Below are 22,543 nucleotides of genomic sequence, written 5' to 3' on the forward strand. Positions count from 1 at the left end.
TTGATGCCATGAAACGGAGGTGAGGACAGTGGCACAGAGAGGACGTAAGCCAAAGCCTACGGCAGTAAAGGTGTTGGAGGGCAATCCGGGCAAGAGAAGCCTTAATACGGCCGAACCGAAGCCTGAAAAGAAAGCACCACGCTGTCCGTCATGGCTTGAGGATGAAGCGAAAAAAGAATGGAAGAGGATGAGCAAGCAGCTGGAGCAGTTGGGGATTCTCACGGAGATTGATATGGCTGCCTTTGCCGGATACTGTCAGGCATATGCGAGGTGGAAAGAAGCAGAGGAATTTATCACGCAGCATGGAACGATTGTGAAGACTCCGAGTGGCTATTGGCAGCAGGTGCCACAGGTATCCATTGCACAGACCTATCTTAAGATTATGAATAAATTTTGTGAACAGTTCGGACTTACTCCTTCTGCGAGAAGCAGAATTGTTGCAGATACAGCTGAGGACAAAGAAAGTGATGAGATGGAACTTCTCTTGATTAAGGGAGGTGGCAGATAATGTATGATGTGACAAAAGCGGATCATGCGGTCAACTTTATCAATTGTCTGAAGCACACCAAAGGGAAATGGAGGGGAGTTCCGTTTGAACTTCTCTCCTGGCAGGATGAGATTATCCGCACATTATTTGGTACGGTTAAGGAAAATGGCTACAGGCAGTACAATACCTGCTACTGTGAGATTCCGAAGAAAAATGGAAAGTCGGAACTGGCGGCTGCCATTGCATTATATATGACCTGCGGTGACGGGGAATGGGGAGCAGAAGTGTATGGCTGTGCTTCCGACCGCCAACAGGCATCTATTGTATTTGATGTGGCTGTGGATATGGTGGATCAGTGTCCTGCTTTGAAAAAGAGAATTAAACCAGTGATGTCGGTTAAGAGGCTTGTGTATAAACCGACCAACAGCTTCTATCAGGTGTTATCAGCTGAAGCATATACCAAGCATGGTCTGAACGTACACGCTGTTATTTTTGATGAACTTCATGCACAGCCGAACAGAGAACTTTTTGACGTTATGACAAAAGGCTCCGGTGATGCCAGAACACAGCCTTTATATTTTCTGATTACTACAGCCGGAACAGACAGAAATTCGATTTGCTTTGAACAGCACCAAAAAGCTGTTGACATTATAGAGGGCAGAAAAATTGACCCGACATTCTATCCCGTGATTTATGGTGCATCCGATGAGGATGACTGGACGAGCGAAGCCACATGGTATAAAGCCAATCCTTCCCTTGGAGAAACCATCGATATTGAAAAGGTTCGAAATGCTTACATCAGTGCAAGGGAAAATGCTGCAGAAGAGAATATCTTCCGGCAGCTTCGATTAAACCAATGGGTAAAACAGTCTACCCGTTGGATGCAGATGGATAAATGGGATTCGTGTGCATTCCCCGTAAATGAGGAGGAACTTATCGGAAGAACCTGCTATGGCGGTTTAGACCTTTCGAGTACATCGGATATCACGGCATTTGTACTTGTGTTTCCACCAAGAAATGATGAAGAAAAATACATCATTTTACCATACTGCTGGATACCGGAAGATAACATGAGACTCCGTGTCAGAAGGGACCATGTTCCTTATGATGTGTGGGCAGCAGAAGGGAGTCTGGAAACCACGGAAGGAAATGTCATTCATTATGGTTTTATAGAGAAATTTATAGAGGAACTTGGTACGAAGTACCACATAAAAGAAATTGCATTTGACCGTTGGGGTGCAACGCAGATGGTGCAGGATTTGGAAGGTATGGGATTTACTGTTGTTCCTTTCGGGCAGGGGTATAAGGATATGAGTCCGCCAACGAAGGAACTTATGAAGCTGACACTTGAGGAGCGAATTGCCCACGGTGGGCATAAGGTTCTCCGTTGGATGATGGATAACGTGTATGTCAGACAAGACCCTGCCGGAAATATCAAAATGGATAAAGAAAAATCTACAGAGAAAATTGATGCTGCAGTCGCAACCGTCATGGCACTTGACCGTGCAATCCGTAATCAGGGAAGTGATGGCAGTGTGTACGATGCCAGAGGAATTCTGGTGTTTTAGGAGGATGACATGATTTTGGTCAGCATATTAGGCTTCTTTCTCATAAGGGAAGCAATCAATCAGGCATTGGAGGGATAGCAGATGGGAATAAAAAGTTTGTTTGGTTTCGGTCAGGCGAGGGATAAGCCTGTACGGAATTACAGCAATGGTGAGTATACATTCAATTTCGGACGAAGCACCAGCGGAAAGAGCGTCAATGAAATGACAGCCATGCAGACTACTGCAGTTTATGCATGTGTGAGGATTTTGTCAGAAGCAATCGCATCGCTTCCAATTCATGTATATCGATACAAAGACGGTGGGAAGGAAATGGTTTGTGACCACCCGCTTTATACGCTGCTCCATGATGAGCCAAACCCGGAGATGATTTCATTTGTGTTCAGAGAAACGCTGATGAGTCATCTTTTAATTTGGGGAAATGCATATGCACAGATCATACGAAATGGGAAAGGCGAGGTGCTTTCTCTGTATCCGCTACTTCCAAACAAGATGAGTGTGGAGAGGGACAGTAATGGAGTGCTGTATTATGTGTATTCCCGTTATACAGATGAGAATCCCAACATGAAAAAGATGGGAGATATCATCTTAAGGCAGGAGGATGTGCTTCATATTCCCGGACTTGGATTTGATGGTCTTATCGGTTACTCACCTATTGCAATGGCAAGGAATGCTGTCGGTATGACGATGGCATGTGAGGAATATGGTGCCAGTTTTTTTGCTAATGGTGCAAATCCCGGTGGTGTGTTGGAGCATCCGGGTGTGTTGAAAGACCCGGCAAAGGTAAGGGATTCTTGGAATGCAGTGTATCGTGGAACGACCAATGCCCACAAGATTGCCGTACTTGAGGAAGGGATGAAATACCAGCAGATAGGTATCCCACCGGAGGAGGCGCAGTTCCTGGAAACAAGAAAGTTTCAGATTAACGAAATTGCAAGGCTGTTTCGGATACCGCCACATATGGTCGGTGATTTGGAAAAGAGCAGTTTTTCTAATATTGAGCAGCAGTCCTTGGAATTTGTGAAATACACACTTGACCCGTGGGTAATCCGATGGGAACAGGCACTTAAAAAATCCCTTTTTCTGCCGGAAGAGAAAAAAGAGTTTTTTATAAAGTTGAATGTGGACGGTCTGCTCCGTGGAGATTATCAGAGCCGAATGAATGGTTACGCCATCGGCAGACAGAATGGTTGGCTGTCGACCAACGATATCCGTGAAATGGAAGATATGAATCCATTACCGGAAGAGGAAGGTGGCAATCTGTATCTTGTGAACGGTGCGATGACGAAGCTGAAGGATGCAGGAGCATTTGCCAAAGAGGGAACGAAAAGCACGTCAGAGGAAACCGAACCGCAGCAACCACCAGACAATAGAAACAGAGGAGGTCTACGATGAAACGAAAGTTTTGGAACTGGGTCAGAAATGAGGGGGAAAGAACCCTCTTTTTAAATGGAGAAATCTCAGATGAAACATGGTACGGGGATGAGGTTACCCCTAAGTTATTTAAAGACGAACTGTTATCCGGCGAAGGGGATATTACCGTATGGATAAACAGTCCGGGCGGTGATGTGTTTGCAGCTGCCCAAATCTACAACATGCTGATGGACTATAAAGGTCATGTGACTGTGAAGATTGACGGTCTTGCTGCTTCGGCAGCCTCCGTGATTGCAATGGCAGGAACAAAGGTGCTGATGAGTCCGGTGGCAATGATGATGATCCACAACCCGGCTACGATAGCCATTGGAGATACAGCAGAGATGAAAAAGGCAATTGAGATGCTTGATGAAGTCAAGGAATCCATTATGAATGCCTATGAAATCAAAACCGGATTGAACCGCACGAAAATCTCACATCTGATGGATGCAGAGTCCTGGTTCAATGCAAAGAAAGCTGTGGAACTTGGGTTTGCGGATGAAGTTCTCTTTGATAAGGGAAAAGAGGAAAATTCGGAAGAAAAGGAAGAAGAAAAGGAAGAGGAATTGGAAGCCATCCTGTTTTCAAGGTCGGCTGTTACCAATTCCTTTTTTAATAAGCTGATTCCCGGAAAGCCGGAGAAAAAGGTAAACATTAGCGAGCTTGAAAAGCGGCTCAGTCTGTTAAAGCCATAAGGAGGGCAATGAATATGAGTACAGTATTGGAATTAATGGAAAAGAGAAAGAAAGCATGGGAAACTGCCAAGGCATTTTTGGATTCCAGAAGGGGCAGTGATGGTCTGATTTCTGCAGAGGACAATGCGACTTACGAAAGAATGGAAGCGGATGTGGTGGCACTCGGTAAAGAAATCGAGAGATTGCAGAGACAGGCTGCCATTGATGCGGAACTGGCAAAGGCTACTTCCGAACCAATCAAGGATAAGCCGGGCATGAAGCCGGGGGATAAGGGGAGCGGACGTGCATCTGCTGAATACCAGACTGCATTCTGGAATGCGATGCGTAAGAAGAACTATTACGATGTCAATAATGCACTTTCCATCGGGGAAGATGCCGAGGGCGGTTATCTGGTGCCGGATGAGTTTGAAAGAAAATTGGTGGAAGGACTGGAAGAGGAGAGTTTCTTCCGTTCCCTTGCAACCGTAATCAGAACTTCCAGCGGTGACCGCAAGATTCCGATTGTTACGGGTAAGGGCGAAGCAGCATGGATTGACGAGAACGGACAGTTCCCTGAATCTGATGACAGCTTTGGTCAGACATCTATCGGAGCATATAAACTTGCTACCATGATTAAAGTATCGGATGAACTTTTAAATGATAGTATATTTGACGTTCAGGCATATATCGTGAAAGAGTTTGCAAGACGTATCTCCACAAAGGAAGAGGAAGCATTCTTTGTTGGTGACGGTGCCGGAAAACCTGTCGGTATTTTCAATGCCACCGGAGGTGGAGAAGTTGGTGTAACAACTACGACTGCCAACATCACATTTGATGATGTCATGGATCTGTTCTATTCATTAAAGGCTCCTTACCGTAAGAAGGCTAAATGGATTTTGAATGATTCCACAGTTAAGGCACTACGTAAGTTAAAGGATTCCAACGGTAATTATATCTGGCAGCCTTCTGTGTCTGTAGGTGTACCGGATATGATTTTGAACCGTCCTTATTACACTTCCACATTTGCACCGGAAGTGGCAGCAGGAGCCACACCTCTTGCATTCGGTGATTTTTCTTATTACTGGATTGCAGACCGTGAGGGCAGAAGCTTCAAACGTCTGAATGAACTTTATGCAACCACAGGACAGGTCGGTTTCCTTGCAAGCCAGAGAGTGGATGGAAAGCTGATTCTTCCTGAAGCTGTGAAACTGCTTAGTATGAAGTCTGCGTAAGATAGGGGGATGAGGGTATGCTTGTGACCGTGGATGAAGCGAAATTATATCTGCGTTTGGATGGCACGGAAGAGGATGCCCTCATTCAGACGCTTTTGGAGACAGCAGAAAGTCTGTGCCAGGATATTGTAAGAACAGATTTTGATGAAATGGAAGAAGTGCCGGAGATTGTGAAAGTTGGAATTCGTTATGCTGTGACCTATTTATATGAAAACAGGGAAAAGGCAGACTTTGAGGAGTTGACTAGGATGCTTAAATTTCTGCTGTACAGTGTGCGGAAGGAGGAATTCTGATGCAGGTCGGAAGGATGAGATACCGCATAGAAATACAGGATTATAAAAGTACACAGGATGCAGACGGGTTTGAAACAAGGGAGTGGATGACAGTCCATACGGTATGGGCAGACATCGCTCCCGTTTCCGGTAAAGAGTATATGGCTTCCAACAGAGAGACTGCAGAAATCACAAATAAAATATACATCCGATTTCGTTCAGGAATTAAATCTACCATGAGAATAAAACACGGGGACAGAATTTTTGAAATTGAGTCCGTGCTTGGAGATAAGCGGAGCGGAATGCTTACCATTATGGCGAGGGAGGTGGCGCGATGGCAAAGATGACATTCAAACTGCCGGAAGAAACCATACGAAAGATGGAAGCACTGGGCAGCTATTATGATGCAGTCACAAGTGCGGTATTGGAAGAAGGGGTAAAGCCATTGTACGATGCTGCGAAACAGAGTCTTTCTTCCGTTATTGGTCAGGCGACAAAAGAACCATCGGAATCAACAGGTGATTTGCTTGAGTCTCTGTCTGTTACGAAACCTTACCAGTCTGCAGATGGGAATTGGAACATAAAGGTGGGCTGTATCGGTTATGACAGAAAAGGAGTACCCAACCCACTGAAAGCTGCTGTTTTGGAACATGGTCGTTCTAATCAGCCAGCCAAGCCGTGGGCGAAGCCGGCCGGCAGAAAGGCGAAGAAGGAATGCATCAAAAAGATGCAGGAAGCATTGGATTCGGAGGTGGAGAAATTATGAGTCTGAACAGCCGAATCATAAAGGCATTAGAACCTATGAAACTGAAAGTGACAGTTTCGGAGTATCCGGTTAATGATGAGGAAGGAAAACCTCAACAACCGGATACTTTTTTGGTAATCATACCCGGAACGGATGATTTCCCTGTATGTGCAGATGACCGACCAATCGTGGAGACAGAGGAAGTTGAACTGGCACTTTACTGTAAAGGAAATTATCTGAAGATGAGGGATGAGATTACTACAAGGCTCCTGGATGCAGACATTACGATTACATCCAGAAAATATATGGAGTTTGAAAAAGAAACAAAATACCACCATTACATTTTTGAAGTAATGGGAATAAGCGAATAGGAAGGAGGATTTGCCAATGGCAACCATCGGTCTTGATAAATTATTTTATGCGCCTATTACAGAGGATGAAAACGAGGAGGAAACCTATGGTACTCCGGTGCAGCTTGCAAAAGCGATTTCTGTGGAGTTGTCTGTAGAACTTGCAGAAGCAGTGCTGTATGCGGATGATGGAATTGCACAGATCATCAAGGAATTCAATTCTGGCACACTGACACTTGGTGTGGATGACATCGGACTTTCCGCAGCATCAGAACTGACAGGTGCAGAGATTGACAGCAATGGTGTACTGGTTTCCACATCGGAAGACGACGGTAAGCCTGTAGCAGTCGGCTTCAGAGCAAAGAAGGCAAACGGAAAATACCGTTATTTCTGGTTATACCGTGTGAAGTTTGCGGTTCCGGCTACCAATTTGGAAACAAAGGGAGAATCCATAAACTTCCAGACACCAAGCATTGAAGGAACGGTAATGCGCAGAAATAAGGTGGACGGAAAGGGCAGACATCCGTGGAAAGCGGAGGTCAGTGAGGATGATTCCGGTGTAAATACAACAACTATCGGAAGCTGGTATAAAGAGGTTTACGAGCCTGCTTATACAACTAAAGCGTCAAATGTATCGGAAGAGGATGCATAGAAACCGGGTAACCGGGATTTGAAAGGAGAAGCAGTATGTACAGTATAGAAGATAGAAGTCAGGTTATTACAATCGGTGGTGTGGAACACAAGCTGATTCTTACCACCAAAGCAACAAAGGATATTACCAAGCGGTATGGCGGTTTGGAGAAACTCGGTGACAAGCTGTTAAAGAATGCAACGATGGAGGAATCGTTGGGAGAGGTTATTTGGCTGATTGCATTGTTGGCAAATCAGGAAATCCTCATCCATAATTTACAGCACAGGGATGAACCGAAACCGCTTCTTACAGAAGATGAAATAGAACTTCTTACCAATCCGTATGAACTGGCAGAATATAAGGATGCAATCATGGCAGCAATGTTAAAAGGCACGAAGCGTCATGTGGAATCCATGCCGGAGAAAAATGAAAAGGGAAACGCACAGACCGGGCAGAGCCACCAGAAGTGAGCTTTGCCCGGTTCGTGTATATCGGAGTAACACAGTTACGGAAACCGGAAGAGGAAGTGCTTTTGACACCGCTTGGCGAACTTATGGATCAATGGGAACTTCACAAACAGTTTCTTGGAATTGCAAAGCCTAAGAGGGAGGTTTTCATTGAGGATATCATACCGGAAGGCATCTAAGGAGGTGTTTGGATGGCTGAGAGTTTCGGTGTCAAGATGGGAGTTGAGGGCGAGAAGGAGTTTAAAAATGCCCTAAAGGAAATCAACTCCGCTTTTAAGGTGCTTGGTTCAGAAATGAACCTTGTCACATCGCAATTTGATAAAAACGATAAATCCATCCAGTCCTTAAGTGCAAGAAACGGTGTGCTGACGAAGGAGATAGAAGCACAGAAAAATAAGGTGCAGACTTTACAGGCGGCACTTGAAAATGCTTCCTCTTCTTTTGGGGAAGCGGATAGCCGAACCAGAAGCTGGCAGATACAGCTGAACAATGCACAGGCTGATTTGAATAAAATGGAGTCTGAATTGAAAGCTAATGAGGATGCCATTGACAGACTGGGACAGGAGATGGAGGAAGCAGAAGAACAGACGGATGATTTTGCAGAATCACTCTCAGACAGCGGAGATGTGGCAGAGGATTCATCCGGTAAGTTCGAAAAGGTCGGTTCTGTTGTCGCAGGAGTCGGTACGGCTATCGCAGCAGCGGCAGCTGCCATTGGTGCTGCCGTTGTGGCAGCAGGCGTGGAACTGGTAAAACTGGGTGATGAATATAATAAGGCTGTCAATCAGATATCCGCATCCACAGGAGCAACAGGCACGGAATTAGAGGAACTTGGTGCAATCGCACAGAAGGTCTATACCAATAATTTCGGTGACAGCCTTGAGGATGTAGCAGAGGGATTATCCATTGTACAGAAAACAACCGGACTTGTGGGGGATGAGTTACAGAAAGCCACAGAGTCCGGTTTTGCTTTGCGTGATACCTTCGGATATGATCTGCAGGAATCGGCTCGTGCTGCCAATGCACTGATGAAGAACTTTGGTGTGACAGCAGAGGAAGCATATAACATCATTGCAGTCGGCGCACAGAATGGTGCAGACCAAAACGGGGATTTACTCGATACCTTAAATGAATATTCCGCACAGTATTCCGCATTGGGATTGTCAGCGGATCAGTTTGTTACCGGACTTATCAATGGTGCAGAAGCAGGTGTTTTCTCCATTGATAAAGTCGGTGATGCCGTTAAGGAATTTAACTTAAGGGCAAAGGACGGAAGCAATACAACTATAGAAGCATTTCAGGCACTTGGGATGAATGCAGATGAAATGACGAAACGGTTTGCTGCCGGAGGAGAGAGTGCCGAGGAGGCCTTCTTCGAAGTTGTGAATACCTTAAATAATATGGATGACCCGATAGCAAAGAACACGGCTGCGGTTAAACTGTTCGGTACACAGTTTGAAGATTTACAGGCAAATGTACTTCCCGTGCTTGCCGGGATGAAAGATGGGGCGGCTGCAAGCTATGATGCCCTGTCACAAATTAATGAAATAAAATATGCGGATTTGGATTCTGCATTGGAGGGAACGAAACGCTCCATTGAGGGTGTGTTCCTACCAACGGTAAGCCAGATGTCCGCAGGAATAACAGATGTATTTTCCACACTGGGAAATGCAATCAATGAAGCAAACGGAGATTTCAGTCAGATAAGTGTGGCAATTGGAACAGCCATAGGAGATGTGGCAGCCATTATCACAGAGCAGATGCCGATGTTCCTTGAGTTGGGACTTAATATCGTGACCTCTATCGGAGGTGCGATTCTGGAAAATCTGCCGATTTTGATTGAATCTGCGACAAATATTGTGCTGACTATTCTGAATTCACTGATAGCCGCCCTTCCTCAGATAACCGAGGGCGCTTTGCAGTTGGTGCTTACACTGGTCAACGGAATTTTAGCGAATTTGCCACAGTTGGTCGATGCTGCGATTCAGATGATTGTCACACTGGCAACCGGAATAGGAGAGGCACTGCCACAGTTGATTCCGACCATAGTCGATGCGGTGATTTTAATATGCACTACTTTGCTGAACAACATGGATAAAATTCTGGATGCCGCTTTTTCCATCATTACCGGATTAGCCCAGGGACTTCTGAATGCACTGCCGAAATTGGTGGCTGCTTTGCCTCAGATTATTTCGTCCATCATCAATTTCATAACCACAAATCTGCCTAAGATTATTGAGATGGGTGTTAAATTGGTGGTTCAGCTGGCGGTTGGATTGGTTAAGGCGATACCACAGCTGGTGGCAAGTTTACCTCAAATCGTGACAGCCATTATTTCCGGTATTGGAAAAGCTGCGACCTCTATTGTGAGTGTCGGAAAGAATATCGTGACCGGACTTTGGAGTGGTGTTTCTTCCATGATTTCGTGGGTAAAGAACAAGATTTCCAGTTTTGTTGGGGATATCGTTGGCGGTATCAAGAGCCTGCTCGGTATCCATTCACCATCCCGTGTGTTTGCTGGAATTGGTGACAACATGGCCAAAGGTCTTGGCGAGGGCTTCACAGATGAAATGGATAAGGTGTCAAAGGATATTAACAATGCCATTCCTACAGACTTTGATGTAGATGCAAGGGTGGGAGCGAATACACAGACTTCCGGTTCGGGAAGTGGCGGAACGGTGATTACTTATACCGGCCCGCTTGTGAGTGTAGCACAGATGGTAGTACGAAGTGAGGATGATATTCGAAAGGTATCACAGGGACTGTATAACCTGATGCAGTCGGGAACGAGGGCACAGGGAATTATACCAATCACCTAAGAAGGAGGAGAAGCATGGGATTTTCATTTCAGGGAATTCATTCGAAGGAAAAAAAGCTGAAAGCAAGAATTACGGGATATCCCATGCTTCCGGCTTTTAGAAATAATACGGAAAGCATACCGGGAAGGTCAGGGATACTGGATTTTGGAATGGAGTATTCTGAGCGTATCATTCCGGTGGAATGTTCCGTGTTCCCGGAGCAGGATTTTTCTGCTCTGGTACATAGAATAGATGAAATTAATGGGTGGCTGAATCCGTATAGAGGGGTTCAGCCATTGATTTTTGATGAATATCCGGACAGATATTTTATGGCGAGACTGAATACGGAAATCAGCATGGAAAGAGTATCACGGACAGCAGGTACGTTTTCTTTGGAGTTTATCTGTCCTGATCCATTCGGTTATGCCGTAGAGGATGAGGTGTTTTCTATCGCAGCAGAGGGCAAGACCACTGTAAACAGACAAAAGGGAAATCTTATATCTGAACCGATTTTTGAATTAAAAGCGATTATGGACAGCACCTCTTCTTATGTGGATATCGAAGTAAATGGGGAGTTGGTTCGTGTAAAAGGAAAACTTGCGGAAGGAGAAACCTTTGTACTTGATACGGCAAAGCTGACGGCTAAAGTTGTGGATTCCAATACCGGGGTAACATTGCGGAACGCTCTTTCACAGCTTGATGAGTTGGTGTTCCCGGAACTGAATCCGGGCGGTAATGAGGTTCTGGTTTCTGTAAGTGGTGCAACCTTTACGGAACTTACGATACAGGGAAGGAGCAGGTGGGTGTAATGGGATTAAAACTGCTTGTAAATGCAACCGAAGATTTCACAGGCGAATTTCGGAAAACAGCCAATACACAGGCACAGTGGAAAATGAATGATTCACCGAGTGGTGATGATACAACGCTACACGATTCGTCCGGTCATGCGAGAAATTTTACCATCAATGGATGGTCGGGAACAACAGCATCTACCCGTGCCGGAAAACTTGGGAAATTTTTTCGGTTCAATACCGTAAATCCAGCAACGGAAAAAACACATCTAAGGGCAACGAATACAGGGGATTTCTTCACAGAATTGGGAAAGAGAATCGTGGCAGGAGGGTGGATATACCCAACTACTTATTCGGTAGGGACAACATTTGTACCTATTTTCAGTACCAGAAGCGGTCCGGGAAATCCTCTGTTTTATCTTTCCCTTCGTTCAGGAAGATTGCGAAATATGCTTTATGATGCTTCTGGTACGCTGATTTATGACGTTATCGAGCCAGACCCGATGGGGGTGGTGCTGCAAAACAATGGTGCGTATTTTATTGGAACGGTCATTGATTTGGAGGCAAAGACTGTACAAAGCCTTGTTTGTGACAGAAGCACAGGGGATGTGTTTAAGACAGCAATTCGTTCTTTTACCGGGGAACTGAATCCTTCCTGTACTGCAGATATCGTCATGGGAATGTATGCAGACAGTTACTACTTTGCCGGAGGATTTGATGATTGGTTTTATGAAACGGATTCTAATCTGACAATTGATGATTTGGAAGCACACTTTCTTTCCGGTCTGTTAGCAAATGGTGCAGATGTGGACTCGTCTGTGGATGCCATATCAAATCCGGGCAGTGTGACCTTAAAGCAGACGGACGGTGTATATGCAGAAAGCGGTGTCCTTTATACAAGGATTTTAGACCTTGGGGAAGGTGGTCTTGCCGGAGAGGGAAAGATACAGCTTGTCGGTACGGTGGATGCAGGGATTACATCCATTTCGGAAGTCAAAACAAGAACATCTGACTCTTTGGAAGATGTATCTTTTTCAGATTGGGAAGCGGTTGGAACGGATGGAGTGATACAATCTCCAAATTTAAGATACATTCAGATACAGATGACGCTTTCTACAACAGATACGTCTATGACACCGGAACTGAGTGCAATTCAGATATACGAGACACCAAAGGCCCCCTATTCTAAATTGGGATATGCAAGGCCGGTGGTGTTAAGTGATGGTGGAATCAGGGAAGCAGTATTAGAAAATGCCTATGACATTATTGTTACGAGTGAATTGAACGGTTCTGACTATTTGGAATTTTCTATTCCATTCAAAGATGGGAAGCGATCATATCTCGATAATGAAAAGAAACTGCAGATTACTAAGGATATTTACCGTATCCGAACAGTCACGGATGATAAGGGTGAGGACGGAAAGACGGTAACGAGCATTTATGCGGAAGCTGCGTTTTATGACCTTGCATATTCTGAAAAGAAAAGTGAACAGACATATGAAGCGGAAACCGCAGAAAAGCCGATGGCTTATGCACTGCAGGGAACCGGATGGAGTGTTGGAAAAATAACGGTATCAACGAAACGTTCCTGGCAGTCCACGGATAAAAATGCCCTTTCCATGCTTCGTACCATTCAGTCCATTTATGGTGGTGATTTGGAGTTTGACAATGTAAATAAACAGGTCAGCCTTCTGACACAATCTGGAAGTAACAGTGGTGCTGTGTTTGCCTATCGTAAAAATATGAAATCCATACAGCGGGTGGTGGATACCAGAAGTCTTGTGACAAGACTCTATGCTTATGGTGCAGATGGTATGACCTTTGCAAGTATCAATAATGGAAAGGAATATGTGGAGAATACGGAGTATTCTTCAGAAATCAGGGTATCAACGCTTGATTGTTCCTCTTTTACCAATCCATATCAGATGCTTGAATATACCGAAATGCGACTGGCAGATTATTCTAAGCCGAGTATTTCTTATGTCATACAGGTAATGGATCTGTCTGTACTGACTGGGTGGGAGCATGAGAGTTTCGGTATCGGAGATGTGGTAACCGTGGATGATAAGGATTTGGGAATCCGAATCAGCACGAGAATTATTCGTATGGATTATAACGTGCAAGAGCCGTGGAAGACAGTCATTGAGCTTTCCACCAAGTTAAAAGAACTGGGTGATTCATCTGCTTCGTGGGAGAAGGCAGCAGATACTCTTTCCTCATCGGATTTGCTGGACAGACAGGAGATGAAGGATTTGGTGGTAAACAACCATCTGCTGAATTCCAGAGCAGATGATGGATTCAGCTATTGGCAGAATTCAGGTTTTGAGGTGGATGGAGAAAACGGTGCTTCCGGCAATGCAAGTTTTAAGTGTGTGGGAGCGTTGAATACCACAAAAACACTGTCACAGGAAGTATATCCGGCTACCAGAAGCAGCTACACAGTATCGGCAAGCATAGTAACTGAAAATCTGAAAAAGGGAGCGAATGGAAGGGTTGGCATTGAACTTATCATTGAATATGAGGATGGTTCGGAAGAAACAAGATTTGTAGAGTTGTATTAGGAGGAATGCACCATGTATTTTACGAGGTCGGCAGGAGCGGTCAGTGTTACCGGAATAGAAAAAGTGAAAAAACTGACGGTAAGGGTAGTGGTGCAGGACTGTACAGGAACCGTGCGTTTTACGGATGTTATGCTGCAGGGCGGTTCGGTAGCAACCGCATGGGTTTCCCATGTGTCAGAACAGAGGTACACCTTTGATGCACAGGAGGTGTGAGGATGGAGTTTATTCGATTTGCCGGAACAATCAATACACATGAAGAAAAGAAGGTGGCAAAGGCTACCGTAAATGTAATTTTAGAGAATTGTACCGGAACCTTTTATATAACAGATATCATGTTTCAGGAAGGTAAATGGCTGACCGGGTATGTGGTAAATAATCTGGAACTTTTGCAGAAAAAACGTGTGGATGGGGAGATAACACCTGTCCGCTTTTTTAATGGGATTGTCCGTTCCGGTGTTACAGCAGTGATTACCAATGACGGAGAAGTATCAGCCGGGCTGAATTATCACATCATTCCAAAAGATACGATGGCAGCAGGAGACATGAGTGTGGCTCATAATTACGGAAGTCACAAGCTGACTCTGCAGAGTGGTTTTTTGGAAGATGATGTTGTTGAAATTAATGCTGATGCAAGGGTGGCAACAAGGAATGGAAGCAGGATTAGGGCTGATGGATTTTATTCTTATTCGGCAGCAGGGGATAGTAAACATCAGATTAAAGTAAAGGACAGGAAGTCAGCACTTGTACGCATGTCTTTTCAGGAGATGGCATACGGGATTGGAGGAAAACGGATGTGAGAAGGGCAAGTAACCGAAATGTCATGGCATGGACATTCATGGGAAATACGAGAATGCATCAGGTGTTAAGAGAAAAAGGAAATAAGCTGTCTCATGTTGGTGTTTTTACCTTTGAGGTTTCAGCAGATGGAACAATCAGCGAGACGGGAACTGCGGTCAGTACCATCCTTCCTTATGTGAAGAAGTGGCCACATATTAAATGGCTTCTGACCATTATGAATCATGGTACTGCATCTATTTTTACAGCACTCAGAGAGAATACGAATGGCGCACAGGATACGTTCCTTTCAGAAATCGTGAGAATTATTGACAAATATCCGTGGTGTTCCGGGATAGATATTGATTTGGAACGTGGAGGGGAGTTGGCGAACCGAACAAAGGCAAATGCGCTGTTCTCACGGATTTACTCTACTGTAAAAGCAAAGGGAGCAAACCTTCATGTAAATATCTGCCTTCCGGGTATGACCAGTGTTGGCGGTTCGGTTGGCGGCGAGAATTGGTGCGTGTATGCCGATTTGGATGCATACTGCGACACAGCAGCAATCATGAGTTATGGTATGAGTTGGGCGGGTTCAGCACCGGGACCGGTATCTCCGAGAAGCTGGCTTGAAGGCATCTACAGTTATGCTGCCAATGCAATGAACCCGGACAAAATCATGATGGGACTTCCTGGATATGGATGGAGATGGCAGATATACGATACTACGGAGAATCTTGGCACGACTTATAGGGGAACAAGCCTTACCTATTATGCTGCGAAATATTGGATGGAGGGCTTATATAATCATACAGGGGATGCCCCACCGCAACCATTTATACCGTTCTTTTCTTATTGGGATTGGACGGATATGGTCCCTTGGGGACTGCTTCAGGTGTATGACTTCATGGAAGGATGGGATACGAGCAGGGAAATAGCAGAGCCGACAAAGCAAGAAACCTATAGTGGCAGAAAATATCTTACAACCTATCTGAAACAGCAGGAGGTATCCTTTGGAACAATCAGCGTTGACAGAGATGGTGTGCCGGATTCTTATTCTGGCAATGCAGTCATTGGGGAAGGATATGCGTCTGTTTTGGATGAAGAAGCGGTGCTGAAATACACATTTGAAGTACCAACAGCCGGAACATATGATGTGGCAGTTGAGATAGTCTATCCAAGATGGGATAAGAATAGCATCGGAATCAGTCTTGATGGGGACAGTCAGATGCTGTCGGAATCAAGGATGTATTTCTTATATTGGAGAAAAAAATTCTGGAGGATATTAAAAAGTGGAGTCAGCTTGTCAGCAGGAAAGCACACCATTACTGTGTCCGGTGGAGTGCCTGGGGTGGTTTTTTATGGCTTTCGGGTATGTTCGGATTTTTCACAGAAAGCGACTGCCGGGGAAGTGTACTATGGATTGAAGCCAAGAAAATTCATGGATGTGAACGGAGAAATGGTACAACCCGATAGGGCATTTAAGGTTACTGCAGAGGTACTTCGCAGAAAGCCGGAAAGTGCGCTTGTATGGTATGAAGATTTCTGTGATTATTCAGAAATCCCTACCAACTATTTTACAGTGCTTGACGGTTCGTGGAAGATTTGGAAGGATGAAAGTTCTGACCGTGTCCGTAAGTATTCGCAGCTGGAAGGCAGTGGAAAACTAGCACTGGATTACACCGGATTTTCTGAAATCCATGTGAGGGCGAGATTTGCCTTTAAATCATCGGGAGGTGGTAAGGCAGGAGTGTTTCTTGGAAGCATTTTCTGCTGTATAAATTACGATACCCAGTGTGTGGAATTGTATCAGGGAAGTAAGAAACTTGGCAGCTATGCATCTTCTTTCAGTAAGACCTCAAATGCAGATTTACGGAGTAATCCAAGCCTATATACCGTGGAAATGAGAATCCGTGGAAATAAGGTAAGAGTATATTCCGGTGCTGCCTACACACTAAGGTTTACAGCAACCATTACTGCAGAAACTGGATATGTGGGATTCATGGCGGAGAAGGGAGTGGTGTGTGACCTCTTGCGACTGGGTGATGCATGGTATTATGAACCTTATGAGTGTTTTGATATTACCTTCCCGGATGGAAAGCAGACTACTTTTGGAAGATGTACTCGTACCGGAATTTCATGGGATAATGAATTTGAATTGTTCCGTGTCAATTCTGATGTGGAGGAAATCAGCACAAGAAGCCAGGATATTTCTATGGATTACGACTTTTTCCATTCCCATGAAATGTCACTGGAATGTGGCAACGATTATGAAATGAAGGTAGTACCACATGATTTGAATGTCTGGCTTTCGAGGATGTATCTTGGAGATGCGGATGGTTTTTCTATTATGTATTACTCCGATGTGGACAGTATTGTCTATTGGGCAAATGAAGCAGCATACACCTATGGCGTGTCAGGGATTGCAATATGGAGTCTTGGTCAGGAAGATATGAGGTTATGGGACAGTATGCCAGATCAGATATAGTTTTGGAATCAAACAGCCTTTTGCGGGCTGTTTTTTTCATACCAAAAAACAAAGAAAGGCAGGTAACAGTTATGAGACAGGCAGTAACAACAGTGCAGTATGTATTTGCAGGAATAGGAGGCTTTATGGGTTGGTTTCTTGGAGGATTGGATGGTTTTCTGTATGCACTCCTTATGTTTGTGGTCATCGATTATGTCACCGGGCTTATGGCAGCATTCGTACAGAAAAAGGTATCCAGCGAGGTTGGTTTTAAAGGCATCTGCAAAAAGGTGGCAATCTTCTGTCTGGTAGGTATCGGCCATGTGCTTGATACGCAGGTCATCCAGAACGGAAGTGTACTCCGCACCGCAGTCATTTTCTTTTACTTATCCAATGAGGGAATTTCCATTATTGAGAATGTTGCCCTTATCGGACTTCCGGTTCCAAAGAAGCTGAAAGAGGTATTGGAGCAGCTGCACGAAGAAGCTGATGAGAAAAAGGAGGATGAGTAATATGGCAATAAAGGTATGTCTGGACGCAGGGCATTACGGTAAATACAACCGCAGCCCTGCGGTTTCGTCTTATTATGAGTCGGACATGACTTGGAAACTTCATAATTATCTTAAGAAGGAGTTGGAGGCATTTGGTATCGGTGTGGTAACCACAAGGACAAATCAGAATACGGACAGAGCATTGTATGAAAGAGGTGCGGCTTCCAAGGGCTGCAACCTCTTTATTTCTGTCCATTCCAATGCTGTAGGCAATGGTGTAAACGAAAATGTGGATTATCCGGTGGCATATGTCCTTTTAAATGGAAGCAGCACGGATATTGGTCTAAAGCTGGCAAAGGTTGTGGAGGCAGTGATGGGAACTGCACAGAGTGGAAGAACCGCAACACGTCAGGGTACAAACGGAGAATACTATGGAGTGCTTCGTGGAGCAAATGCGGTAGGAACACCGGGTATTATTCTGGAGCATTCATTCCATACCAATACAAGAGCAACAAAATGGCTTTCCAGTGACAGTAATCTGCAGAAGCTCGCCAAAGCGGAAGCAGAATGTATTGCTTCCTATTATGGAGTAACGAAAAAGGAAGAAACTGCTCTTACAAAGATTATGGGTAACGCAGTGGCAACGGTGGAGCAGATGACAGCTTATATTAAAGAAAAGAATCCAGATGTTGCACAGTCGGTTGTTGATATGATTCCGCTTTATCTTTTGGAAGGAAAGGCAGAGGGTGTCCGTGGTGATATTGCCTTTGCACAGTCCTGTCTGGAAACAGGTAATTTTGGATTCTCCGGTTCTGCAGTTACACTCGACCAGAATAATTTCTGCGGCATGGGAGTGACTTCAAATGGAATGAAAGGAAATCCCTTTGATACACCACAGCTTGGTATCAGGGCGCAGGTTCAGCATTTGAAAGCCTATGCTTCCACAGTGGATTTAAAGAGTGAATGTGTTGATCCACGCTTTAAGTATGTCACAAGAGGCTGTGCGGAATATGTGGAGTGGCTTGGACAGAAAGAAAATCCAGACGGAAAGGGGTGGGCAGCAGGAGCCGGATATGGTGCAAAGATTATTACAATCTTAAATACAATGATTGGAATTAAGAGCGAGACAACAGAACCGGAGGAAGTCTGGTATCGTGTGCGTAAGACATGGACAGATGCCGCCACACAGAAGGGTGCATTTCACAGTTTGGAAAATGCCAAGAGGTGTGCGGATGAAAATGAGGGATATTCCGTATTTGATGAATCAGGTAAAGTGATTTATTCCAATGATACATTTACACCGTATCTTGTGAGAGTATCCATCGAAGATTTGAACATCCGCAAGGGTCCGGGAACAGACTACGATAAAACAGGTAAGTACACCGGAAAAGGTGCTTTCACTATTGTGGAAGAAGCAGAAGGCAAGGGTGCGAGCCTTTGGGGGCTTCTGAAATCTTATCAGAAAAATCGTGACGGATGGATTTCACTGGATTATACCGAGAGGGTTTAGAAGCAAGCCGGACAGAGACAACAGGTTTCTGTCCGGCTGCTTTTTTCGGCTCCTGACAAGTTTGGACAGAGTGAAAAAAGAGTGGGTGGAAACCGTAGAATTGCTTGACTTTACAGGGATTTAGAGTGATTTATATACTACCAAAAACGAAAGGAGTACTTATTTATATGGTGATTGCAGGAACGATAAATAGAGTAGCTTTTTACTGCAGAGTCAACCATCGTGACAGAGACTATGAAAAATATCTGGACGATGTAATGAGACGGTTGGAAGAAGAATATGGAAAACAGAAATGGGATTTGCAGATATTCTTTGAGGAAGCTTCAGGAGCCGACCCGAACAGAAAAGAATTTAATCGTCTGAAAGCGGAAATCGCAGCAAAGAAGATAGATGTGGTGGTTACCATGAGGGCTGCCACGATTGCCCGTAACTGGGGACAGTTTATGGAGTTCATGCTGATTTGCAGTAAGAAAAATGTGGAAGTGGTGTGTATTGACAAGGTAGAGGATGCGCAGGCCATTTTCCGAAGAATTCAAGAGTTTAAGAAAAGGTTTTTTGAAGGAAGTGATGTAACGTGCGAGTAAAAGTGATTAACAAACGACCAGCTTCGGTCTTACAAAAGAAAAGGGTTTGTGCTTATGCCAGAGTTTCCACAGACAGCAGAAGACAGGAAGACTCTCTTGAAAACCAGATGGAAACTTATGAGAGAATGATTACCGGAAATCCGGAATATGAATTTATCGGAGTATTTGCTGATCAGGGCATATCCGGTTATTGTGAGAACCGCCCACAGTTCCAGAGAATGATGGAAAAGGCAAGGGCAGGAGAGATTGACTTAATTATTACAAAATCCATATCGAGGTTTGCTAGAAATACCGTCACCGTTCTAAAGTTCGCAAGGGAACTGAAGGAACTGGGTGTCGGTATTTTTTTTGAAGAACAGAACATTAACACTCTATCAGGGGACGGTGAGATGATGCTTGCCGTCCTCGCTTCTTTTGCACAGGAAGAAAGCAGAAGCATGAGTGAAAACAATAAATGGTCCATTCGGAAGAAGTTTGAGAGAGGAGAAGTGATGATTACCACATCCCGCTTCCTCGGTTATGACAAAAACGAATATGGAGATTTGATTGTGAACAGAAAGGAAGCGGAAATTGTCAGTCTGACTTTTGACCTTTATCTGCTGAATGTCGGCTCGTCAAGGATTGGGGAGCTGCTTGATTACCTGGGCGTGAAAACAGTGACGGGAACAACATGGGAGAGCGGGACCATCAATGGGATGCTTTGCAATGAAAAGTACAAAGGGGATTTTCATCTGCAGAAGTATTACACCCCTGAAAACAAAAGAAACCATACAAGGAAAAACAACGGAGAAGTGCAGAGTTATTACATTTCGGAAAATCACGAACCAATTGTATCGCCGGAGGTATGGGAAAAGGTGCAGGAAGTCAGGGAACAGAGAAAGCGTGACAGGAATATCGGGCAGGACAGCACAATGAAGTTCCAAAACCGCTATCCCTTAAGCGGAATGCTGATTTGCCCTTACTGCGGAAAAACACTCCGGCGCAGACAGGTTTACAAGAAGAAAATCCAATGGCTTTGCAGTACCTACATTGAAAAAGGAGTCAAGGCATGTAAAGGGATAAGGATTGATGATGCCGAATTGCAAGGTTTGAACATTACGGAACAGACAGTGATTGAGGAGGTGGTTAAAAATGGCAAGAAACATTACTGTTATACCAGCAAAGCAGATTTTGACTGCGGAATCAGGAACAGCACAGTCAGTGCAGAAATTGAAGATGGCAGCGTACTGCCGAGTGTCAACCGACCAAGAAGAACAGTTATTAAGCTATGAGAATCAGGTCAATTATTACACAAATTATATTAGCGAAAATCCTCTTTATGAATATGCAGGGACTTATGCGGATGAAGGAATTTCGGGAACCAATACCAAAAAGAGGGATGAATTCAACCGCATGATTGCTGATTGCAGGGCGGGGAAAATAGACATGATTATTACCAAGTCCATTTCCCGATTCGCAAGAAATACGCTGGACTGCTTGAACTATGTGCGAGAATTGAAAGATTTAGGGATAGGGATTATTTTTGAAAAGGAAAATATCAATACCCTCGATGCAAAGGGCGAAGTGCTGCTGACCATTCTTTCCTCACTGGCACAGGATGAGAGCCGGTCCATTTCAGAGAACTGCACATGGGGAATCCGTAGAAGGTTTGAAACAGGAAAACACAAAATGAGTACAAAGCGTTTTCTTGGCTACGATACGGATGAAACGGGGAAGCTGGTAATCAACAGGACACAGGAGCCGATTGTAATTCGGTTGTATCAGGAATTCCTGGACGGAAAAACAACCGATTACATCAAGAGGATTTTTGAACGAGAAGGCGTGAAAAATTGGGATGGCGGTACGAAGTGGCAGTCCACAACCTTAATGAGTATGTTGGAAAATGAAAAATACAAGGGTGATGCCTTGCTGCAGAAAAGTTATACGGTGGATTTCCTCACCAAGAAACGGACGCAGAACAAAGGGGAAATTCAGATGTTTTATGTGGAGGATGACCATGATGCCATCATTTCAAAGCGGATATGGGAATGTGTACAGCTTGAAATAAAACGCAGGAAAAAGTATCTGGAGGAGCATGGGACAAACTCCTATTCCCACCGGCCGGAAAGCAATCCATTTGCATCCAAGATAATTTGCGGAGACTGCAATAAGGTTTTTGCACGGAAAGGCTGGCGGAGCAGCACGGGTGTTGACCGTAAGGTATGGCAATGCAGTGAACGGTACAAGGTCAAAGGAGTCATGGGATGTGTCAATCGCCATGTGGAGGAAGAAACGCTGATAAAGGCTTATCTGATGGCTTGGAACGCATTGGTGGAGAACCGAGAGGATTTCATGGAGCAGTGGACAGAACAGCTGCAGAGCGAGAACCTATTGGAAGGTTATCGGGCAGAGAAGTTCATAGAATACACCGATGGAGCAGAACCTCTGACAGAGATGGATACGGACTTCATGCTGAAAACACTGGACCACATCAAGGTTTTTGAGGATGGAACATTGTTGGTGGTGTTCCTGGACGGAACGGAGATTGAATGTAAAAATGAAGAGGAGTAAGAAAAGATGCCGATTGGGAGTTGCGATTCCTGATCGGCTTTTTGTTTTGCAAAAAATGAATAAAATGTTTGAACGTAATGTAAAAATGGTGATTTGGGCAAAAAAACAAGTGAATATGTCCATATCTATTGACTTGAATATAACAAATGTTATATATTGTATAGTGTGATAATAGGAGGAT

General features: G+C 44.5%; 22 protein-coding genes. All 22 read left to right on the plus strand.

Going from position 1 to position 22,543, the window contains the following annotated elements; genetic code table 11:
- The first annotated feature begins 28 nt into the window (after positions 1 to 28).
- The 22 genes from AB5706_RS17025 to AB5706_RS17130 all read left to right on the plus strand — a co-directional run bounded on the left by AB5706_RS17025 (position 29) and on the right by AB5706_RS17130 (position 22,362).
- Complete coding sequence (locus AB5706_RS17025) at positions 29 to 508, plus strand: phage terminase small subunit P27 family (RefSeq protein ID WP_021869614.1); 480 nt, start codon at positions 29 to 31, stop codon at positions 506 to 508.
- Positions 508 to 2,055, plus strand: coding sequence for a terminase large subunit (locus AB5706_RS17030; protein WP_021869613.1), 1,548 nt, complete (start codon positions 508 to 510; stop codon positions 2,053 to 2,055). The genes AB5706_RS17025 and AB5706_RS17030 overlap by 1 nt, the downstream gene beginning before the upstream one ends.
- Before the next feature lie 81 nt (positions 2,056 to 2,136).
- Positions 2,137 to 3,447 (plus strand): phage portal protein, encoded by a 1,311-nt coding sequence (locus AB5706_RS17035; RefSeq protein WP_021869612.1) that lies wholly within the window; start codon positions 2,137 to 2,139, stop codon positions 3,445 to 3,447.
- Positions 3,444 to 4,160: a head maturation protease, ClpP-related gene (locus tag AB5706_RS17040; RefSeq protein ID WP_155176890.1), complete on the plus strand. Its 717-nt coding sequence runs from the start codon at positions 3,444 to 3,446 to the stop codon at positions 4,158 to 4,160. Before AB5706_RS17035 ends, AB5706_RS17040 begins: the two co-directional genes overlap by 4 nt.
- A 14-nt stretch (positions 4,161 to 4,174) precedes the next feature.
- The gene (locus tag AB5706_RS17045) at positions 4,175 to 5,371 is read left to right on the plus strand and encodes a phage major capsid protein (protein ID WP_021869610.1); all 1,197 of its coding nucleotides are present in this window, start codon (positions 4,175 to 4,177) and stop codon (positions 5,369 to 5,371) included.
- Positions 5,372 to 5,388: 17 nt separating this feature from the next.
- On the plus strand, positions 5,389 to 5,664 hold the full coding sequence (locus tag AB5706_RS17050; protein ID WP_368366206.1) for a head-tail connector protein: 276 nt from the start codon (positions 5,389 to 5,391) through the stop codon (positions 5,662 to 5,664).
- Positions 5,664 to 5,990 (plus strand): phage head closure protein, encoded by a 327-nt coding sequence (locus AB5706_RS17055; protein WP_021869608.1) that lies wholly within the window; start codon positions 5,664 to 5,666, stop codon positions 5,988 to 5,990. Before AB5706_RS17050 ends, AB5706_RS17055 begins: the two co-directional genes overlap by 1 nt.
- Positions 5,978 to 6,409, plus strand: a complete 432-nt coding sequence (locus AB5706_RS17060) for a hK97 gp10 family phage protein (RefSeq protein ID WP_021869607.1) — start codon at positions 5,978 to 5,980, stop codon at positions 6,407 to 6,409. Before AB5706_RS17055 ends, AB5706_RS17060 begins: the two co-directional genes overlap by 13 nt.
- On the plus strand, positions 6,406 to 6,759 hold the full coding sequence (locus AB5706_RS17065) for a hypothetical protein (protein WP_021869606.1): 354 nt from the start codon (positions 6,406 to 6,408) through the stop codon (positions 6,757 to 6,759). The genes AB5706_RS17060 and AB5706_RS17065 overlap by 4 nt, the downstream gene beginning before the upstream one ends.
- Positions 6,760 to 6,775: 16 nt before the next feature.
- A complete protein-coding gene (locus AB5706_RS17070) occupies positions 6,776 to 7,390 on the plus strand; it encodes a major tail protein (RefSeq protein WP_173727939.1) in 615 nt (204 codons plus the stop codon).
- 35 nt (positions 7,391 to 7,425) lie between these two features.
- On the plus strand, positions 7,426 to 7,839 hold the full coding sequence (locus tag AB5706_RS17075) for a hypothetical protein (RefSeq protein WP_021869604.1): 414 nt from the start codon (positions 7,426 to 7,428) through the stop codon (positions 7,837 to 7,839).
- Between the two features lie 188 nt (positions 7,840 to 8,027).
- Entirely contained in the window at positions 8,028 to 10,655 is a 2,628-nt protein-coding gene (locus AB5706_RS17080) for a phage tail tape measure protein (RefSeq protein WP_173727941.1), read from the plus strand.
- Between the two features lie 14 nt (positions 10,656 to 10,669).
- Positions 10,670 to 11,443 (plus strand): distal tail protein Dit, encoded by a 774-nt coding sequence (locus tag AB5706_RS17085; protein WP_155176894.1) that lies wholly within the window; start codon positions 10,670 to 10,672, stop codon positions 11,441 to 11,443.
- The gene (locus AB5706_RS17090; RefSeq protein ID WP_158420909.1) at positions 11,443 to 13,986 is read left to right on the plus strand and encodes a phage tail spike protein; all 2,544 of its coding nucleotides are present in this window, start codon (positions 11,443 to 11,445) and stop codon (positions 13,984 to 13,986) included. Before AB5706_RS17085 ends, AB5706_RS17090 begins: the two co-directional genes overlap by 1 nt.
- 12 nt (positions 13,987 to 13,998) lie before the next feature.
- Complete coding sequence (locus AB5706_RS17095; protein ID WP_135990351.1) at positions 13,999 to 14,199, plus strand: hypothetical protein; 201 nt, start codon at positions 13,999 to 14,001, stop codon at positions 14,197 to 14,199.
- Between the two features lie 2 nt (positions 14,200 to 14,201).
- Complete coding sequence (locus tag AB5706_RS17100) at positions 14,202 to 14,783, plus strand: hypothetical protein (RefSeq protein ID WP_155176896.1); 582 nt, start codon at positions 14,202 to 14,204, stop codon at positions 14,781 to 14,783.
- Positions 14,756 to 17,248, plus strand: a complete 2,493-nt coding sequence (locus tag AB5706_RS17105) for a glycosyl hydrolase family 18 protein (protein WP_416390010.1) — start codon at positions 14,756 to 14,758, stop codon at positions 17,246 to 17,248. The genes AB5706_RS17100 and AB5706_RS17105 overlap by 28 nt, the downstream gene beginning before the upstream one ends.
- Before the next feature lie 71 nt (positions 17,249 to 17,319).
- A complete protein-coding gene (locus AB5706_RS17110) occupies positions 17,320 to 17,739 on the plus strand; it encodes a phage holin family protein (RefSeq protein WP_155176898.1) in 420 nt (139 codons plus the stop codon).
- A gap of 1 nt (position 17,740) precedes the next feature.
- On the plus strand, positions 17,741 to 19,228 hold the full coding sequence (locus AB5706_RS17115) for an N-acetylmuramoyl-L-alanine amidase (protein ID WP_244092971.1): 1,488 nt from the start codon (positions 17,741 to 17,743) through the stop codon (positions 19,226 to 19,228).
- Between the two features lie 167 nt (positions 19,229 to 19,395).
- Positions 19,396 to 19,812: a recombinase family protein gene (locus AB5706_RS17120; RefSeq protein WP_155176900.1), complete on the plus strand. Its 417-nt coding sequence runs from the start codon at positions 19,396 to 19,398 to the stop codon at positions 19,810 to 19,812.
- Complete coding sequence (locus AB5706_RS17125; protein ID WP_158420910.1) at positions 19,803 to 21,083, plus strand: recombinase family protein; 1,281 nt, start codon at positions 19,803 to 19,805, stop codon at positions 21,081 to 21,083. The genes AB5706_RS17120 and AB5706_RS17125 overlap by 10 nt, the downstream gene beginning before the upstream one ends.
- Positions 21,028 to 22,362, plus strand: coding sequence for a recombinase family protein (locus AB5706_RS17130; protein WP_087308392.1), 1,335 nt, complete (start codon positions 21,028 to 21,030; stop codon positions 22,360 to 22,362). The genes AB5706_RS17125 and AB5706_RS17130 overlap by 56 nt, the downstream gene beginning before the upstream one ends.
- Positions 22,363 to 22,543: the final 181 nt, after the last annotated feature.

This window comes from Ruminococcus sp. RTP21484sp1_RTP21277st1_D2_RTP21277_210401 (assembly GCF_040924225.1).
Classification (GTDB): Bacteria; Bacillota; Clostridia; order Lachnospirales; family Lachnospiraceae; genus Blautia_A; species Blautia_A faecis.

What these genes read in the sequence shown, in the direction of transcription:
- AB5706_RS17030 (WP_021869613.1), top strand. Translation starts at nt 508, where the DNA reads ATGTATGATGTGACAAAAGCGGATCATGCGGTCAACTTTATCAATTGT.
- AB5706_RS17035 (WP_021869612.1), top strand. Translation starts at nt 2,137, where the DNA reads ATGGGAATAAAAAGTTTGTTTGGTTTCGGTCAGGCGAGGGATAAGCCT.
- AB5706_RS17040 (WP_155176890.1), top strand. Translation starts at nt 3,444, where the DNA reads ATGAAACGAAAGTTTTGGAACTGGGTCAGAAATGAGGGGGAAAGAACC.
- AB5706_RS17045 (WP_021869610.1), top strand. Translation starts at nt 4,175, where the DNA reads ATGAGTACAGTATTGGAATTAATGGAAAAGAGAAAGAAAGCATGGGAA.
- AB5706_RS17050 (WP_368366206.1), top strand. Translation starts at nt 5,389, where the DNA reads ATGCTTGTGACCGTGGATGAAGCGAAATTATATCTGCGTTTGGATGGC.
- AB5706_RS17055 (WP_021869608.1), top strand. Translation starts at nt 5,664, where the DNA reads ATGCAGGTCGGAAGGATGAGATACCGCATAGAAATACAGGATTATAAA.
- AB5706_RS17060 (WP_021869607.1), top strand. Translation starts at nt 5,978, where the DNA reads ATGGCAAAGATGACATTCAAACTGCCGGAAGAAACCATACGAAAGATG.
- AB5706_RS17065 (WP_021869606.1), top strand. Translation starts at nt 6,406, where the DNA reads ATGAGTCTGAACAGCCGAATCATAAAGGCATTAGAACCTATGAAACTG.
- AB5706_RS17070 (WP_173727939.1), top strand. Translation starts at nt 6,776, where the DNA reads ATGGCAACCATCGGTCTTGATAAATTATTTTATGCGCCTATTACAGAG.
- AB5706_RS17075 (WP_021869604.1), top strand. Translation starts at nt 7,426, where the DNA reads ATGTACAGTATAGAAGATAGAAGTCAGGTTATTACAATCGGTGGTGTG.
- AB5706_RS17080 (WP_173727941.1), top strand. Translation starts at nt 8,028, where the DNA reads ATGGCTGAGAGTTTCGGTGTCAAGATGGGAGTTGAGGGCGAGAAGGAG.
- AB5706_RS17085 (WP_155176894.1), top strand. Translation starts at nt 10,670, where the DNA reads ATGGGATTTTCATTTCAGGGAATTCATTCGAAGGAAAAAAAGCTGAAA.
- AB5706_RS17090 (WP_158420909.1), top strand. Translation starts at nt 11,443, where the DNA reads ATGGGATTAAAACTGCTTGTAAATGCAACCGAAGATTTCACAGGCGAA.
- AB5706_RS17095 (WP_135990351.1), top strand. Translation starts at nt 13,999, where the DNA reads ATGTATTTTACGAGGTCGGCAGGAGCGGTCAGTGTTACCGGAATAGAA.
- AB5706_RS17100 (WP_155176896.1), top strand. Translation starts at nt 14,202, where the DNA reads ATGGAGTTTATTCGATTTGCCGGAACAATCAATACACATGAAGAAAAG.
- AB5706_RS17110 (WP_155176898.1), top strand. Translation starts at nt 17,320, where the DNA reads ATGAGACAGGCAGTAACAACAGTGCAGTATGTATTTGCAGGAATAGGA.
- AB5706_RS17115 (WP_244092971.1), top strand. Translation starts at nt 17,741, where the DNA reads ATGGCAATAAAGGTATGTCTGGACGCAGGGCATTACGGTAAATACAAC.
- AB5706_RS17120 (WP_155176900.1), top strand. Translation starts at nt 19,396, where the DNA reads ATGGTGATTGCAGGAACGATAAATAGAGTAGCTTTTTACTGCAGAGTC.
- AB5706_RS17130 (WP_087308392.1), top strand. Translation starts at nt 21,028, where the DNA reads ATGGCAGCGTACTGCCGAGTGTCAACCGACCAAGAAGAACAGTTATTA.